Raw genomic sequence first — 15,309 nt, forward strand, 5'->3', positions numbered from 1 at the left:
GAAATTCGACATGGACACCATTACCACGAACACACCGGCAGGCAAATCCCCTGCCCTCAATCCCGACGCGGCGATTATAGCCGCATTTGATCGCAGATCGGCAGCCTTCAAGATAGCGCGTGGATTGCCCGACCGGCCGTCGACGGACGGCATGACCCCCGAACAGGCGGCGCAATGGGATATAATCGACGCAGCCGAGGAGGAAATTTGCAGCGCGGTTGCCATCACCGCCCGCGGTGCCGAGCTGCAACTGTGGACGGCGGCGGCATACGTGCTCGACAGCGCCCTGTTCGACGGCTTCGACGATGAGCCGCACTATTATAGCGCGGACCTTGATCACTTCATTTCGCAAGGCGCCGATCGCGACTGGAGCGACCGCCTCTTGCTTTCGGCCCTGCGCTCGCTTCGCGCGCAAGGGGGTGTGGCATGAATGTCCCGGCTAAGCGCATCGACGATTCCGAACTGGAAATGGCGCTCGCCGACCTTGAGGTCGCACGGACGTTCAAGGATGCAGCGGACCTCTTTCTAGAGGGCGCCCAGAGCGTGGTGCGACCGGACGGCGACGCGCCGAACAAGGTTCTTCTCTGGGATCTGCACAAGGCTGAAACCCTGCTTTCGGAGATGATCTGCCGGATCGAGCGCGCCGAAAAGCGCATCGAGCAAGTCATGAAGGCAGTTGCAGCGTGAGCGCCGCCGTCGTGAAGCTGCCCACGGCAGCCCGTCGCATGGTGCGCCAGCCGATGAACAAGGAGGGTCGCGCCTCGCGGGCGGCCCTTCGCGAGCAGCAGGGCATTGCATTCGACTATCGGTTCCCCACGGAACGGGAGGCCGAGGGGATCGCCAGCGCCATCCACCCCATGACGCCGGAACGGTGGCTGTTGCTCGCCATGCTCCACGTCATGCCCGCCGAGCAGTTCGAGAAGCTGACGGCATTCGGGGTGCATGGGAATCCGGCGATCCGGGGCTTGTTGCAAATGGCCAAGGGCGGCGTCGGACTGAATATGGACGTGATGAACGCGCTTGAAAGGTGCGGTCAATGAGCGCGCCCGAACCTGCGATCCACGTCCGCAAGGACGGCCCGATCTTTCGCGTTCAGATCATCCCGCCCGAGGCTGGCCCGACCGCCGTCGTCGTGCCTTCGACGTTCGTCTCGCACGCGATGGCGAAAATGTCGGCGAAGGTGCTTTCGGACGCGACCGGCTTTCCCGTCACCGATCTCGCCGGGGTCGGTGGCTGATGGCGAAGGGCCTCGAAAAGAGACTGTTCGCCACAGTCGCAACGAAGGCACTGTTCATGCCCGAGCTCACCGCGCTTGATTGGCGGGTGCTCGGGCTGATCGGGCTTCACGACGGCATGACATTGCTGAAAGCGGCCCAGGGCAAATCTATGGGGGCCGGCTGCACGGCCAGCAACGTCACGTTGGCGAGGGAGGCGCAGTGCAGCTACGCCGCCCTCTGCCGATCCATCACCAAGCTGGAACGGCTCGACCTGATCGAGAAGCAAGATCGACGCGGGGGCAAAGGTCTGACAGCCATCCGCGTTCGATACGATCCGCCCGACAATGTCCCCCGCGGCGACGTTCAATATGACGAGGCTGCAACTTTGGGCGCCGGTCAATATGACCGAACCGACATAAATGATGATGGTCAATATGACCAAACGGCACGTTCGAATGCGCTGCCGCCCGCAGAATTCCTACCGGATCAGCGTCACCATTATAGTTCTCTAAGAGAGGGATTAGATGTTGCTGAAGCAAAGGAATTAAATTCACCTGAAGGTGCGCACTTTGGTTTTTCGGAATTAGACCCGCGTGAACGCGGGCTACCAATGGTCAGCCTCAAACAGCACCTTCCCAAGCTATTCGACAAGTTAGCCTCCTACGCTCAGGTGCCTGCCATCGAGCGGGCATTCAAAGCCATGGGCGGCGATCCTGACCGCATCCCGACGCCCGAGCGCACCGAGATCGCATCGCTGCTCGACGCCATATCCGAAGCATTCGCCGGCGAACCGACTGGCCAGCAGGCGGCCCGCCTGTTCGGCGAGATCGCACCATTTTGAAGGAGAAACACAATGCAAAACGTATCGAACATTCACCCCATGACGCTCGCCGAGGCTCAGGCCGTGCTCGATCGCGTCGGCTATCAGACAGAGTGGACCGTCGCGGAACTGATCGCCGCCCGCCGCGAAATGCCGCCCGAGGATGCGAACCAGATGGTCGCGGCGCTGCGCATCGTCGCGACGGCCGAGTTGCACGAAGCGGGCAGCCTGGAGGCCGAAGGCGACTGACCCCGGCGATTTTGAGTTCCGATTCCGAGTGTCGATAGCCTTGGTCTTAGGGTGGCGGGTGTGGACGGCCCCTGACGGCACCAGCACCGCCAGATTTTTGAGCGTCGATACCCACCGGCGTAGGCTGATTCGGCAAAGGAGAAGACCATGGAAGATTTGACGTTATCCATCAAACGGGCGAGCGAAATCACCTCGCTATCGCTCCGCACGATCGAGCGAATGGCGGCGAGCGGCGAGGTTCGATCGCTGAAAATCGGTCGACGTCGGCTTGTCTATGCGGACAGTCTGCGGGATTTCTTGAAGGCGAAAGCGGCATGAGCGGCCCGCCTGATGACGAAATGCCCAGCACCGGGGTCGCTACCGGGCTGGGCATCGATGTGGAATGGACTGCGATTTCCGGTTCCGGCGCTGACGATACCAGCGGGGAGGCGGATGCGCCAGAGGTTTCGAATGTCGTTCCCTTCCGTCCGTTCCTGCGCGGGCAGCCGCACCCCTTCGAACTCGTCGAGATATTTCCGATTGAGAAGTATGGGCAAAACTTGCTGCTCCTGTCGGTCGCGGGACCGTGGACGGCGTCCCCGCACGAGGGCGGCGAGCGGAAGCCTTGGCAGTGGATGGCGACATACCCGCTCGCCGACGCGGCGGTTGTCGTGCAGCGTGCAGAGGCGTTGTCTGCCAATATGGGAATACCCATCGCGGACCTCGCGGGCGTCACGTCGTCCCCGCACCCGCTAGCGGAGAAGTATGGACCGGAGGCGGCAGCATGACCGCCCCGGCGAAATCGCACCGCTGGCGCCCGATCGGCTCGCCCGAATCTCGCGGCTACGGGACGCTCCACCGTCGCATCCGCCGCGCCATGCTTCGGGATGAACCCAACTGCCGGGAATGCGCCAAGGAAGGCAGGACGACGAAGGCGTCGCACGCCGACCATATCAAGCCGAAATGCCTTGGCGGCGGTGACGAGCGCACCAATTACCAGCCGCTATGTGTCGCGCACGCCCGGTCGAAGACGGGCCGGGAAGGTGCCATGATCCGCAACGCCCGTCGTCGCGCTCGGGCAAAGATGAAGGCGGATGCGTGACGGCACCACCGCTCGATCCGCACGACCTGGCTAAACATGCCAACGTGCCCTTGCCGGTGGTGCGATTGATGTTTGCCGCGGCCGAGAACGACGCCGAGACGGTGAGGCTCCTGCGAAGCGCGGACATTGACCGCGAAACGATGTGGCTTCGCAGGGCCATCATCACGGCAGCCAAATGGCACACATCGGCCACGCTGGAGCAGCTCGGCCGCGCCTTCAACCGGGACCATTCCACCGTTCAGCGATGGCTCGCCGATGCCAAGGCCATGCACGCGGAGGACCCGGCCTTTCGCGCGTTCAGCGATCGCATTGCAAATATCTGTGCAGGTTCGCGCCGCGCCGCGTGATGATGTGTCATTTGGTAGCCTGTGATGGCCAAGCAATTCAAAGCAACCGAACGAAAAGCAGTCCAGACCGCGATCTGCGAGCGACTGATCGAGGGGGACAGTCTGCGCACGATCTGCGCTGCCGATAACATGCCTGCGATGAGCACGGTATTTCGCTGGTTGGCAGAGGACAGTGACGAGGCGCTGGCGTTTTCGGAGCAATACGCGCGCGCGCGCGAGGCGCAGGCCGATGCGATCTTCGACGAGATCATCGAAATCGCCGACGACGGCAGGAACGACTATGTCGAAAAGCTGCGGCAGGACGGTGAGAAAGATACGGCATTCGACGCCGAGCACGTTCAGCGGTCGCGCCTCCGCGTTGATGCCCGCAAGTGGGTCTCCAGCAAGCTCGCACCGAAGAAATACGGCGATGACATTCGCCTCCGCCACGCCAACGCGGACGGCGGTAGGCTGCGCCGAGATTATACTGACGAAGAGATGTTCGTGCGTCTCGCGTCGCTTAGTGCGGCGGCGCAGAAATTTTCGGCGGGAGAGTCATGATGGTTACGAAGCAGTGGATGCAGTTTTACGCCGGGATGAAGGCCGCCGAGATCGCGGAAATGGTCGCATTGTTGTCCCGCATGAAGGGGCGCGATCAGCGAGACGCTGCCGAGGAAGCACTGTTGCAGGATCACATCAACGCGCTTCCCGACCCGCCGGGGTTGATGGACGTCGCCGAGCTGTATGTCTCGCCCGGGTTGGGTGATTACGCAGGTCAGTTGAAGCAAGCGCGGGAGCGCCTCAGAAATGGGTGCTGCGCCTCCTGCGGACTACAGAAAGAGGAGATCGCAGCATGACGAACGAAGAAAGAGAGATCGCGTGGCGAGAGCAGTTTCTGGACGACATGCAGAAGGTCGGCATCAAGCCATACTACCGCCAGAGGTATGAGCCGGCGCTGCATATTCCCGTTCCCAAGCACGACCCTTATGCAGAATTGGAAGAGCGATGAGCGACGACATCACCCGCGCCGAAATCGAGCAGGCCAAGGAAAAGCTTCTCGACGGTCTCCAGTTCGCTCGGCACCGGCTTAAGGAGTTTCAGCTCCAGGCGGCGCTCGGCGGCGACGAGCAACCGATGCTGGACGAAATGGCCAAGATCGACCGCATCGAAGCGAAGCTGGCGGGGCTCGGCTACGGTTCCCTTAAGGTCGAACAAAACGAGCGAGCGGCCGAGAGCGCCTCGCGTGTGGCTGCTCGGAGGGCGGCGGCGGAGGAGGTCCGCTCGCTCATGGAGAGTCACGTCTCTGCCCTCGCCGAGTTGGAAGCAATGGCGACGAAGATGTTGCCCGTTTGGGATCAGATCGGGCAGCTTGCCGACGACATCGGCAGTGCGTCGGCAAGAGTGTTCCCGGCGCAACCGATCCCGACAGGCATCCTTGCGTCGTTTACGCCCCAGGAGTCCTTTCTGGTGGGTGCTGGCGTTCTTCAGACACCAGACGTGGGCGAGAGCTTGCAGACAGTAATCGACTTTGCGCGCCGTGTTGCGAAGGACCGTGACCGAGCTTTGCAGAAGGTCGCCGCGGTTGTCGACGCGGTTGCGGAAACGGACTGATCGGTGGCGAGGGTTCCGATCCCCGCTGGTCGCAGCGTTCAGGTCCAGCCGCTTGACGCGCGCCCGCTGCGCTACACCGAATCCCGCAATTTCGTTGGCGATGCGGTCGAGCGTTTCGGGCAGTCGCTCGGGGGCCTTGCGGACGGACTGCAAGACCTGTCGACCCGGAAGGCCGAATACTCCGCCAAAGATGCCGCGGTAAAGTTTGCCGCGCTGGAGGGCGAGCGCGTCCACGACCCCGAGACAGGTCTGTTTCGATTGCAGGGGAAGGCCGCGCTCGACGCGTATGAAGGCACGCTTGAGGATCTCGGCAAGGAGGCGTCCAAGCTGTCGGCGGGACTGCAATCGCCGCTGGCAAAACGCATGTTCGACGACAACGCGGCTGCCCGCATGGAAACCCTACGTCGGCAGGTGGGCGGTTTCGTTGTTCGCGAGCGGCAAGCCTATGAGGACACGACCGACAAGGCGCTGGTCGAGACGAGTTTCAGGGATGCTGGTCGCGCTTGGGATGACGACGAGCAGATCGAAATCGGCATTGCGACCGCCGCCAGCGTCATCGCGCGTATGGCGAACCGCGACAAGTCGGTCGTATGGGCGCAGAATGAAATCGAGCGGGGGGAATCCAACACCCGCCGCGACGTCTCCCTCGCCCGCGTGGCGAACCTTGGTCCCGATGCCGGTGAGGCGTATTTCAAAAAGCATGAGGCCGCCTTCGACCCCGACGATGCGCGCGCGGTGCAAGGTGCCATCCGCGTTCGTCGGGAGGCCATCGCCGCCGACGAACGCAGGGTGGCGGCAGAGGCACGCGCCCAAGCTGCGGCAGCGAAGTCAGAGGAACGCGAGCGGCTCGAAACCATGCGGGTTCAACTGGACACCGGCGCCGGTTCGTCCGCCGATTGGATTGCCCTGTCCGAAGGCTACCGTGCGATCGGTGACACGTCGAACGCAGCGGCTGCCCGCGCCAAGGCGGGCGAGACGCGGGCAGCCGAGGGCTACCGTGGTGCTCCCCTCACCCAGATCGATCAGGATATCGCCGCGCTGGAGGCCAAGCAGGGGAAACTCTCGCCCGATCAGGCATCGCGTCTGAATGGCCTTCGCAGCGTGCGGCAGCAGACGGCTTCGCGGCTGGAACAGCCAGGCGGGGCGATGGCGCAGGAACAGTATGCGACCGGGAAGCCCGTTGCCGCGCTCGATTTCAACGATCCCGACAGCTTCCGCGCTCGCGGTCAATTCGCAGTGGCGGCGGCATCGCGGCAGGGCGGGCGCGTCGAGCCGCTGTTCGGCGAGGAATTGCGCAAGCTGGAAGGCAGCGTGGCCGGGGAGAGCGCGGAACGGTTGAAGGCCCTTCGCACGATCTCCCTGTTCCGTGACCCCCGCGCGATCGAGGGTGCAGCTCGCCAATTGACCGGGGATAGCGACGGCGCCTTCCGCGTGGCTGCTACTCTCATCACCTCGCCCGGCGGCGAGAAGCTGGCCCTTGAAGTGCTGCGCGGCAAGGATGCGCTCGCGACGAGCGAGAAGGCGTTCAGCACCAGCCTTGCGCAGTATGAGTTCAACAGATCGGCCGGCGCCTTGGCTGGCCTGCCCCCCGACTACACGCGAGACGTTTTCGATGCGGCGAAGGCCGTCTATGCCGAGCGTGCCCGCCAACAGGGACAAACCGCGTGGGATGCCAATCTGTGGCGCTCGTCGATCAACGCGGCCCTTGGCGGCGAGACGAAGGGCGGCCGGCAGTATGGCGGCCTTGTTCGCTACAAGGACAAGTGGGTGTCCCTGCCCCCCGGCTGGACCAGCGAGGGAGTATTCCGGCGTGTTGCCAGCCTCACCGGGCCCGACACGAAGAAATCGGCGGTTAGCGATGCGGCGGTGTGGCCCGATGGCAGCACGGTCACGGTTGGCCAGTTGCGTGATCTTGTGCCCGTTCGGCTCGGCGGCACGCGCTATGGGTTTCAGACGCGCGCCGGTCGGCTCGTCGGCACGAAGTCGGGGCGCCCGTATACCCTCGACCTCGCCAAGGTTCCGGCGAAATGAGGAACGAGCAGGACCCTACCAGCTTTTACGAGCTTGAAGGCCCGCCCGCCCTTCCGGTGGCGCAGGACGTCGACGACATGCCCGCGGCTTCCGGCTGGGAGGGGTTCAAGGCGGGCTTCCGCACCGCCCGCGATGATTGGCCGGGGCAGAGCAATGACGAGCTGATTGCCGCCTACGGCCCGATCCTCGCCGCGCTCAAGCCTGAAACCGGTAAGGACGAAGGCTCCTACGTCTGGGTCGGGCATAATTCGGGCGGCATCAACGAAACCGCCGTGTTCGCCGATCTCGCCAAGGTCCGCGCGCGCAATCCCGATTTCCTGCCCGACATTCCCGACACCCCCGATGCGTTCCGCGCCAGCGTCACCGCGCGGACGAAGGAACGCCGAGCGGTCGACGCGCAGACCCTTGAACGCACCGAAGGTATTGCAGGCTATGCGGGCGGCTTCGCGGGGGCCGCGCTTGACCCCATAAACCTGATGACCCTCCCCGCTGGCGGGATGGGTTCGACGGTGGCGCGCCGCATTATCGGTGAAGCCGCCGTCAACGTCGCTACCGAGGCCGTCGAGCAGCCGATGATTGCGGCCGAACGCGCCAAGCGCGGCGAGACGCTCACGACCGGCGAGGCTGTCACCAATGTGGCTGTTGCCGGTGTGGCGGGTGCTGTGATCCAGGGCGGTATCGTCGAGCCTGCGAGCGCCTTCCTGAAACGCCGCCGCGAGGGACGATTGACCCCGACCGAGCGCGCCGCCGTCAACGTCGTCGAGCGCGAGGCCGAAGTCGACGCGACCAGCCCCTTCCGTCCCGGTCCAGCAACGGAGGCTCACCGCGAGCGCGTGGCCGAAGCAGAGCGGGTATTGAACGGCGAGCAGCCGCCCCGCCCTGCCCGCCCTGTCGACCCTGTCGTGTCGCGGGAAGCCCTGAAAGCCCGCATCCGCCGTGCCGAGTCCAGCGGCGACGATACGGCTCAGGCGGCGACGTCATCGGCATATGGCCGCTATCAGTTCGTTTCGAAGACGTGGTTGACCTATTACAAGCGCCGCTATGGCTCGCAGGGACTGAGCGACGATCAGATCCTCGCCAAGCGCAGCGACGGGCAGCTTCAAGAAGCGTTGATGGACGATCTCATCCGCGACAACGAACGCGCCCTCGCCTCGATCGGCGCCCGCGCCACGCCGGGGAATCTCTATCTCGCGCATTTCGCCGGATCGGGCGGGGCGAAAGCGATCTTGCGCGCAGCCCCCGACACGCCGGTATCGCGCATTCTCGGCAAGCGGGCAGTCGCGGCAAACCCGTTCCTTAAGGATATGACCGCCGATGACGTGATTCGCTGGGCGCACCGCAAGGTCGGCGGCGATCCCGATGGCCCTTCGCTGCGCCGCGACGAGTTCGGCAGCGATGAGGAATGGGCGGCAGCGCAGCGCGAGGTCGATGCGGCCGAGGCTGCGCTGTCGAATATCAGGGCGCGCGAGGAAGGCGAGATTGAAGCATCCTTGCGAACCGAGTTCGACGACGCCGAGCCGATGGAATTCGATATCTGGCCCGAGGGCGAGACTGTCCGGCTGTTCCGCGCGGACACCCCCGGGCGCCGGGCAGCATCGCGCGCTTACGTCGAAGATGAAGCGGTAGCACGTGCTACTGCCGGTGAGGCGGGGGCGGTCTACTCGGTCGACGTTCCCGCCTCACGTCTCGCCGAGCTGGCCCCGCTGCGTTCGGGACAGCGCCGGATCGCGAACGAGGTTGCCGACGCGATCGAGCAGCGCGTCGAACCAGCGCCAAGGGCGACGGTGGCCCCCGATGCGATCGACGATTGGATTATCTCGCGCCACATGCTCCCCGAAACCGGCCCATCGGGCTACCGGATCGAGCAGGCGGACGACGGCTCCTTTGCTACCGTCGTGCTGCGCGGTCACGATGGCAGGGCCAAGGCGGGCCTTTTGATCCCGACGCACCCCGAGGCGGTCGAGAATTTCGGCGGCGTGATCAGCTATGTCTCGCCAGATATCCGCCGCAAGGGCATCGCGACGAGAATGTATAACATCGCGCGGGAAGCTGGCTTGCCGATCGACAACATGGCGGGGCGCGGTGATCTTACACCGGACGGCGCTGCATTCGTCAGCGCATGGCGGGAACGCTCCGCCCCGCTGCGCGCGGAAGGTGCCGAGCGGTTTGACGATGGGGTCAACGGTCCCGGTGCCCGTTCGGTGACGGACAGCCTTGAGCACGATCTACGGATGGTTGTCGCGGAGAATCCCAACGAGCTGATGCGGGTCGATGAAAGTGACGTGCGGCTTGCCGATGTGCTCGACGATCTCGACGCCGACGACGCCGCTCTTATTGCTGCGCGCGCCTGTATGGCGCCGAAGCGGGGGGCTTGATCTTGCCCGGCATTAGCGCCCGCCACGCCGAGACGGCGGCCCACGCGACCAGCAGAGCGGCGATATATGCCAGCGCGAAGGTTTCGCCGCCGAGCGCATATGCGATGAAGGCGATGATCGGCACGGCAATGAGGCGCGCCATCGGCTTGCGCACGAACAGCGGGGCGGCACCGATAAATACGGTGATGGCAATACCGGCGAGCAGGATCGGGGATATCGCGATCATGAGGAGCCATTTGCCAAGCTCCTTGTCGACGCTCGCGGCAATAGCGACCAGCGGCACGCCGAGGAAAGCCCATGCAAGCCCAGCGGCGGTCCATCGATCGCGCCGCCGCTCCAATTCCATCCACGAAGCTGATTTGCCCATAGGCGGCTCATCGCACGAAAGGCCCTAAATGTCTCTCCGAAATTGCATTCCCGGCATGGTCGAGCGCGGCGAGATTGACCCGCAACGGGCCAAGCGCATGTCCGATTTGTTCGACCAGCTTGAGAGCGGTTATCGGCAAAATATGGGGCCAGAGACGGCGGCGGCCGAAGCGAGCGAGCAGACGCTACGCCAGATGGCCGATGCGGCGGCATTGAAGCGCCGACAGACACTGTTGCAGGCGGCTTCGCAGCGCCGTGCCCGCGATGACATCGGGAAATATCGGGGCAGCTCGCCCTATGCGGCGATCCGCGCCATGATGGATCGCGATCTGCAAGCGCCCTATGAGAATGTCGTCACCCGCGCCGAGAATATCGAGTTTCAGGCACAAGCCGAGATTTCGGAGTTCATCCAGACGCACCGCCGCAATTTTCTCGGTAAGGCCACCAACCGCGCGGGGCTGCGCGAGGTCATCCAAGAATTGCACGGTCACGGCAGCGGCAACCCGCGCGCCAAGACCTACGCCGACGCGCTGGCGAATACGCTGGACAGCTTGCGCCTTCGCTTCAACGCGGCCGGGGGCAACATCGGCAAGCTGCGGGGCTGGGGCATCACGCACCGCCATGACGCGATCAAGGTCCGCCGTGCAGGCTATCCCCAATGGCGCGAGGATTTGCGCGAGGGGCTAGACACGGCGGCGATGCGCGATCCCGACACCGGCCTTCGCATGACCCCTGCCCGTCTGGAGGAAGTGCTGCGCGGCAGTTACGAGTCGATCCGCACCAACGGGCTCAGCGCCGAGCCGCTCGATCCCTTCATGTCGCAGCCGAAACTCGCGAACGCCCGCGCCTATCATCGCGTGTTCGTCTTCAAGGATGGCGATGCGTGGCTGGAATATCAGGCCAAATATGGCAGCGGCGACGCCTTCACGACGGTAATGGGCCATATCCGGGGCATGTCGCACGACATTGCCTCATTGGAGCGGTTCGGTCCCAATCCCGACGCGACCGTTAAGTTCTTGCTCGATTCGGTCGACCGGCTGGAGGCGCAGTCAGACAAGGTCGCGCCCGGTGCCGTCACCGGCTCGTCGGGCGGGCGGGCAGCGACCGAACGACTGTGGGCTTATCTCAACGGCGAGACGTCGGTGCCGGTGTTTGCCGAGGGCTGGCTTGAGCGCCCGAGCTACTATGCGATCCGGGGGATTGCGGGCACGCGCGACCTTTTGACGTCGGCGCTGCTTGGCTCGTCTCCGATCTCGGCGATCAGCGACGTCAATACCCAGTTGATGACGCGCAAACTCAGCGGGCTACCGCAGACGAAGGTGCTGTGGTCCTATCTCAAGCAGCTCAACCCGGCGAGTTCGGCAGACCGCAAGCTCGCGATCCGGCTCGGGCTCGGGATGCGCGACGCCAGCCATTCGCTCCTTGGCATGTCCCGCTTCTATGGCGAGACGCACGGCCCGCAGTTGACGCAGGTTATTGCCGACGACGTGCTGCGCCTGGCTGGCCTCAACAAATGGACGGAGGCAGGCCAGCGGGCGTTCGGGCTGGATTTCCTTGGCACGCTCGGCGACTTGCGGGGGCAGACGTTCGACGCCCTCCCCGACGCGATCCGGGGGACGATGACCCGCTACGGCATCGGCGTCACCGAATGGAATGCCATCCGCAAGGCCGAACCCGAGCGCCGGGGCAGCGCCGCATTCGTGAACGCGCGGAACATTGCCGATCGCCGGATCGCCGATCAGGTGCAGGAAATGGTGCTCGCCGAGACGTCCCGCGCGGTGCAGGAGAATACCGCGAGCGCCAGGGCCTTGATGCAGGGCGGCACGCGGCCGGGAACGTTGACCGGCGAGGCCTTGCGCAACAGCTTCCAGTTCAAGGGCTTCGCGGTTTCCATGCTGATGTCGCAAGCGCAGGTGCTGCGCGAGCTTGGCCCGTATCGGGCCGGTGTCTACGGGGCGCAGCTGTTCATCGGCATGTCGCTATTCGGCGCCGCCGCGATACAACTGCGCGAGATCGCCAAGGGCCGCGACCCGCGCCCGATGGATGATCCCGAGTTTTGGGCGGACGCGGCTTTGCAGGGCGGCGGGCTGGGCATCTTTGGTGACATCGTCGGCAGCTTCAAAAGCGACCGTATCGACAGCCTTGCGGGCTTCGCGCTCGGCCCCTTCTATGGGCTGGTCAAGGACACGCGCTCCGCCGTCTCGGGCATGTTCGACAATGAGGAAACCGGCGAACCGGCGAACCCCGCACGGCAGGCAACGCGGATGCTCAAGCGCTACTCCCCCGGTGGGAACATCTGGTATCTGCGCGCCGCCTACGAGCGGATGATCCTCGATCAACTCTCGGAGGCCTATGACCCCGAATATGGCGCGAGCCGCGCGCGTGTCGAACAATGGGCCGCCGAGAATGGACAAGGCCTTTGGTGGGAACCGGGGGCGGATGCGCCGTCTCGCGGTCCCGATCTTGAGAACGCCTTGGGCGGCGAATGACGAAAGGAAATATCTATGTGTGATCCGGTTCTAGGGCTGACGATCGCTTCGGCGGCTGTCACCTCCGCAGGCCAAATCCAGGGCGGTATCTATGCCTCGCAAATGTCCCGATACAAGGCGCAGGTCGCCGAGCAGAACAAGCAGGCGTCCCGCGAGGCGGCGAACGACGCTATCGTGCGAGGGCAGGAACAACAGCGCCAGCTCGGGCGAGATGTGGCCGCGCGGGTTGGTGCGCAAGAGGCACGGATGGGGGCGAACAACATCGATCCCACATTCGGCAGCGCGAGCCGCGTGATCCTCGATACGGAGATGATCGGCGCGGAGGATTCGGCGGCGCTGTCGGAGAACAACCGCCGCGAGGTTCGCGCTCGGGCGATGGATGCGTGGAATTACGAAAGCGAGAGCCGTGCCGCGCGGGCGGAAAGCAAGCAGGCCAAGGTTGCCGCGGGCTTCGCGGTCGCTTCAACCCTGCTCGGGTCCGCGACGCAATATTCGCGGTATCGCAGCCAGCAGTTCGGGTAGGCAGCGAAACGTTATTCTGCGGGAAAGGCGTGCAGGACTGTCTTCCAGAAGGTTTCTACCTCGTGGAGTGCCGCGTGGCTCAGCACCGGATGCCCGCCCTTGTCGAGTAAAGCGTCAACGGCGTCGATGCTGCGATTTCGCCATTTTTCCGCATAAGCTCGCGGGTCGTCCTTGGTTCGGCATATCTCGGTGTATAGGTCTGCGACTAAATAACGGATCGCCATCTCGTGGCCAAATCGCCGAGCGAGAGCATCTTCGTCCAAGTCAGTTCCTTTCATATGGAATATCGACGGGACGATAAGCCGACTGCGAGAGCAAGTCTATTGCAGCGCGCGATACCCTCAATGGTGTTCCATCCGTGTTGCATGGATTCGCCGGTAATGCCGGGGAACGGACGGGAAACAGCGAGAAACAGGGAGAACAGGATGGAACACGAAAATTCCACTGACCCACGTTAAGTCATTGAAAAATGGTGCACCCGCCGCGATTCGAACGCGGGGCCCCCAGATTAGGAATCTGATGCTCTATCCTGCTGAGCTACGGGTGCGCCGCCGCTCGTGTAGCGGCGGAGCGCGCGGAGCGTCAATCGGCTTGGATCAATTGGCCGCCTCGGGCGGTACGATCGGCACCAGCAAGGGCATCGCGGCGATCCCGTCGTCGCGGAGCGCCTCCGCCTCGTCGGGCGAAGCCTGGCCGTGGATCAGGTCCTCGGCCGCGCGTCCCTCGTGCATCGCGCGCGCGGCATTGGCGAAATCGCGGCCGACCCAGCGCGATTGCGGCAGCATTTCGGCCTGTTTTGCCGCGATGCCGGCGAGCAGCTTGCGCACCAGTTCGGGGCGGGGCTCGGGCTCCGCCGGCGCCGAAACGGGCACGATCGAGGCCTGATTGGACTTCGCGCCGACCCGCGGCGCCATCACCGCCTTCGTCACCGCGCTGTCGCCGCAGACCGGACAGGCGATCAGGCCGCGCGCCTGCTGGTCGGCGAAGCTGTCGCTGCTCGCGAACCAGGCCTCGAACCGGTGATCGCCGGCCGCGCAGCAAAGATCGAACACGATCATGGGTCAGGCGGCTCCGATCAGCGCGTCGAGTTCGCCCTTCGCGTCGAGCGCGGCGAGGTCGTCGCTGCCGCCGACATGCTTTCCGCCGATAAAGACCTGCGGCACGGTGCGGCGCCCGTTCGCGCGGGCGACCATCGCGTCGAACCCTGCGCGGTCCATCGTCACGTCGATTTCGCGGAAATCGGCGCCCTTGCCGTCGAGCAGCATCTTCGCCCGCGTGCAATAGGGGCAGAAAGCCTTCGTATAAACTTCGATCTGGGCCATGCGGCTATCCTGTCATCCTTTCGGTCTGCATATCGGAATCCAACGAAGCAAAGTCAAATATGTTGCCCCCCACCGCGTCGGGGACGACGCGCGCCCAGGTCAGCGCCGACACCCGCATCGCGCCGCTCCGTCGCAGCGCCCGCGCCGCGGCGCGCAGCGTCGCCCCGCTCGCATGAACATCGTCGACCAGCACCAGATGCTTTCCCGCCGCGCGCGCCTTGGCATCGGGCGCCAGCGCGAAGGCGCCAGCAACGATGCGCTCGCGCTCCTTGCGCCCCTTGCCGCGCAGCGATGCGGTCGGCTTGACGCGGAGCAGCAGATGATGATCGCGCGGCGCACCCGTCAGCCGCGCGAGTTCGTCGGCGAGCAGCGCGGCCTGGTTGAACCCGCGCGACCACAGCCGCCAGCGGTGCAAGGGCACCGGAACGAGCAGGACCGCATCGATATCGCCCAGCACGACGAGTTGGCGCGCCATCAACCGCGCCATCAGCCGCGCATGCCCGGTCCGCCGCCCATATTTGAGCCGCAGCGCGACCGTGCGGGCGACGGGGCCATAGGCGAGCGCCGACGGCGCGCCCTGGAAGGGCGGCGGATCGGCAAGGCACGCCCCGCACGCCAGCGCCACGCCAGGCGCGGCCGTAGGCAAAGGGATCGAGCAATGGGCGCATCCTGGCCCGCCTAGGAAATCGAGCGACGACCAGCAGGCGAGGCAGAATTGGCGATCGTCGCCGACGATCACCCCGCAACCCGGGCAACGCGGGGGCAGCGCATAGTCGACGATCGCGCGCGTCGCGGCGCGCAGACCGCCCAGCCATGCCTCGGCCGGCGCGTCGGTTTTTTCGGCTTCCCCCGTCGCCTTTGCCATCCGCGGGTTGTGAAGCATCGCCGGGGGCTGCACAA

The 15,309-nt window shown here is 64.7% G+C and carries 23 protein-coding genes and 1 tRNA gene; 18 read left to right on the forward strand and 6 right to left on the reverse strand.

The features are described 5' to 3' along the window. Window positions 1-10: 10 nt before the first annotated feature. From GGR90_RS13595 to GGR90_RS19290, 16 genes are all read left to right on the forward strand, one after another. Window positions 11-430: a hypothetical protein gene (locus GGR90_RS13595; protein ID WP_167921983.1), complete on the forward strand. Its 420-nt coding sequence runs from the start codon at window positions 11-13 to the stop codon at window positions 428-430. Continuing rightward, a complete protein-coding gene (locus GGR90_RS13600) occupies window positions 427-687 on the forward strand; it encodes a hypothetical protein (protein WP_167921984.1) in 261 nt (86 codons plus the stop codon). Before GGR90_RS13595 ends, GGR90_RS13600 begins: the two co-directional genes overlap by 4 nt. Continuing rightward, complete coding sequence (locus tag GGR90_RS13605; RefSeq protein ID WP_167921985.1) at window positions 684-1,040, forward strand: hypothetical protein; 357 nt, start codon at window positions 684-686, stop codon at window positions 1,038-1,040. The genes GGR90_RS13600 and GGR90_RS13605 overlap by 4 nt, the downstream gene beginning before the upstream one ends. Then, window positions 1,037-1,237 carry a hypothetical protein gene (locus GGR90_RS13610; protein ID WP_167921986.1) on the forward strand — a complete coding sequence of 67 codons (201 nt, stop codon included), beginning with the start codon at window positions 1,037-1,039 and terminating at the stop codon, window positions 1,235-1,237. Before GGR90_RS13605 ends, GGR90_RS13610 begins: the two co-directional genes overlap by 4 nt. Next, window positions 1,237-2,058, forward strand: a complete 822-nt coding sequence (locus GGR90_RS13615; RefSeq protein WP_167921987.1) for a hypothetical protein — start codon at window positions 1,237-1,239, stop codon at window positions 2,056-2,058. The genes GGR90_RS13610 and GGR90_RS13615 overlap by 1 nt, the downstream gene beginning before the upstream one ends. Window positions 2,059-2,070: 12 nt before the next feature. Next, window positions 2,071-2,286, forward strand: a complete 216-nt coding sequence (locus tag GGR90_RS13620) for a hypothetical protein (protein WP_167921988.1) — start codon at window positions 2,071-2,073, stop codon at window positions 2,284-2,286. 147 nt (window positions 2,287-2,433) lie between these two features. Continuing rightward, window positions 2,434-2,604: an excisionase family DNA-binding protein gene (locus GGR90_RS13625; RefSeq protein WP_167921989.1), complete on the forward strand. Its 171-nt coding sequence runs from the start codon at window positions 2,434-2,436 to the stop codon at window positions 2,602-2,604. Further along, entirely contained in the window at window positions 2,601-3,053 is a 453-nt protein-coding gene (locus GGR90_RS13630; protein WP_167921990.1) for a hypothetical protein, read from the forward strand. The genes GGR90_RS13625 and GGR90_RS13630 overlap by 4 nt, the downstream gene beginning before the upstream one ends. After that, window positions 3,050-3,367, forward strand: coding sequence for an HNH endonuclease (locus GGR90_RS13635; protein ID WP_167921991.1), 318 nt, complete (start codon window positions 3,050-3,052; stop codon window positions 3,365-3,367). Before GGR90_RS13630 ends, GGR90_RS13635 begins: the two co-directional genes overlap by 4 nt. Further along, window positions 3,364-3,714 (forward strand): hypothetical protein, encoded by a 351-nt coding sequence (locus GGR90_RS13640; RefSeq protein ID WP_167921992.1) that lies wholly within the window; start codon window positions 3,364-3,366, stop codon window positions 3,712-3,714. The genes GGR90_RS13635 and GGR90_RS13640 overlap by 4 nt, the downstream gene beginning before the upstream one ends. 24 nt (window positions 3,715-3,738) lie before the next feature. Then, window positions 3,739-4,254: a terminase small subunit-like protein gene (locus tag GGR90_RS13645; protein WP_209023748.1), complete on the forward strand. Its 516-nt coding sequence runs from the start codon at window positions 3,739-3,741 to the stop codon at window positions 4,252-4,254. Beyond that, entirely contained in the window at window positions 4,254-4,550 is a 297-nt protein-coding gene (locus GGR90_RS13650) for a hypothetical protein (RefSeq protein WP_167921993.1), read from the forward strand. The genes GGR90_RS13645 and GGR90_RS13650 overlap by 1 nt, the downstream gene beginning before the upstream one ends. Beyond that, window positions 4,547-4,702: a hypothetical protein gene (locus GGR90_RS13655; RefSeq protein WP_167921994.1), complete on the forward strand. Its 156-nt coding sequence runs from the start codon at window positions 4,547-4,549 to the stop codon at window positions 4,700-4,702. Before GGR90_RS13650 ends, GGR90_RS13655 begins: the two co-directional genes overlap by 4 nt. Then, the gene (locus GGR90_RS13660) at window positions 4,699-5,304 is read left to right on the forward strand and encodes a hypothetical protein (protein ID WP_167921995.1); all 606 of its coding nucleotides are present in this window, start codon (window positions 4,699-4,701) and stop codon (window positions 5,302-5,304) included. The genes GGR90_RS13655 and GGR90_RS13660 overlap by 4 nt, the downstream gene beginning before the upstream one ends. Window positions 5,305-5,307: 3 nt before the next feature. After that, the gene (locus GGR90_RS13665) at window positions 5,308-7,335 is read left to right on the forward strand and encodes a hypothetical protein (RefSeq protein ID WP_167921996.1); all 2,028 of its coding nucleotides are present in this window, start codon (window positions 5,308-5,310) and stop codon (window positions 7,333-7,335) included. Beyond that, the gene (locus tag GGR90_RS19290; RefSeq protein ID WP_209023749.1) at window positions 7,332-9,710 is read left to right on the forward strand and encodes a hypothetical protein; all 2,379 of its coding nucleotides are present in this window, start codon (window positions 7,332-7,334) and stop codon (window positions 9,708-9,710) included. Before GGR90_RS13665 ends, GGR90_RS19290 begins: the two co-directional genes overlap by 4 nt. Here GGR90_RS19290 and GGR90_RS13675 read toward each other — a convergent pair. Then, on the reverse strand, window positions 9,667-9,993 hold the full coding sequence (locus tag GGR90_RS13675) for a hypothetical protein (RefSeq protein WP_167921997.1): 327 nt from the start codon (window positions 9,991-9,993) through the stop codon (window positions 9,667-9,669). The two genes, GGR90_RS19290 and GGR90_RS13675, sit on opposite strands and share 44 nt — an antisense overlap. Window positions 9,994-10,105: 112 nt before the next feature. Between GGR90_RS13675 and GGR90_RS13680 the strand changes: the two genes are divergently transcribed. After that, window positions 10,106-12,565, forward strand: a complete 2,460-nt coding sequence (locus GGR90_RS13680; RefSeq protein ID WP_167921998.1) for a hypothetical protein — start codon at window positions 10,106-10,108, stop codon at window positions 12,563-12,565. Between the two features lie 15 nt (window positions 12,566-12,580). Then, entirely contained in the window at window positions 12,581-13,087 is a 507-nt protein-coding gene (locus tag GGR90_RS13685) for a hypothetical protein (RefSeq protein WP_167921999.1), read from the forward strand. A gap of 11 nt (window positions 13,088-13,098) precedes the next feature. On the opposite strand, the gene GGR90_RS13690 is transcribed toward GGR90_RS13685, so the two are convergent. The 5 genes from GGR90_RS13690 to GGR90_RS13710 all read right to left on the reverse strand — a co-directional run bounded on the left by GGR90_RS13690 (window position 13,099) and on the right by GGR90_RS13710 (window position 15,292). Then, the gene (locus GGR90_RS13690; protein WP_167922000.1) at window positions 13,099-13,350 is read right to left on the reverse strand and encodes a hypothetical protein; all 252 of its coding nucleotides are present in this window, start codon (window positions 13,348-13,350) and stop codon (window positions 13,099-13,101) included. Window positions 13,351-13,557: 207 nt separating this feature from the next. After that, window positions 13,558-13,634, reverse strand: a tRNA-Arg gene (locus GGR90_RS13695). A gap of 49 nt (window positions 13,635-13,683) precedes the next feature. Next, complete coding sequence (locus GGR90_RS13700; RefSeq protein ID WP_167922001.1) at window positions 13,684-14,145, reverse strand: DUF1178 family protein; 462 nt, start codon at window positions 14,143-14,145, stop codon at window positions 13,684-13,686. Between the two features lie 3 nt (window positions 14,146-14,148). Then, window positions 14,149-14,409, reverse strand: a complete 261-nt coding sequence (grxC, locus tag GGR90_RS13705) for a glutaredoxin 3 (protein WP_167922002.1) — start codon at window positions 14,407-14,409, stop codon at window positions 14,149-14,151. 4 nt (window positions 14,410-14,413) lie between these two features. Beyond that, the gene (locus GGR90_RS13710; protein WP_245198662.1) at window positions 14,414-15,292 is read right to left on the reverse strand and encodes a ComF family protein; all 879 of its coding nucleotides are present in this window, start codon (window positions 15,290-15,292) and stop codon (window positions 14,414-14,416) included. Between the last annotated feature and the right edge of the window lie 17 nt (window positions 15,293-15,309).

The sequence above is a fragment of the Sphingopyxis italica genome (genome assembly GCF_011926545.1).
Lineage (GTDB): Bacteria > Pseudomonadota > Alphaproteobacteria > Sphingomonadales > Sphingomonadaceae > Sphingopyxis > Sphingopyxis italica.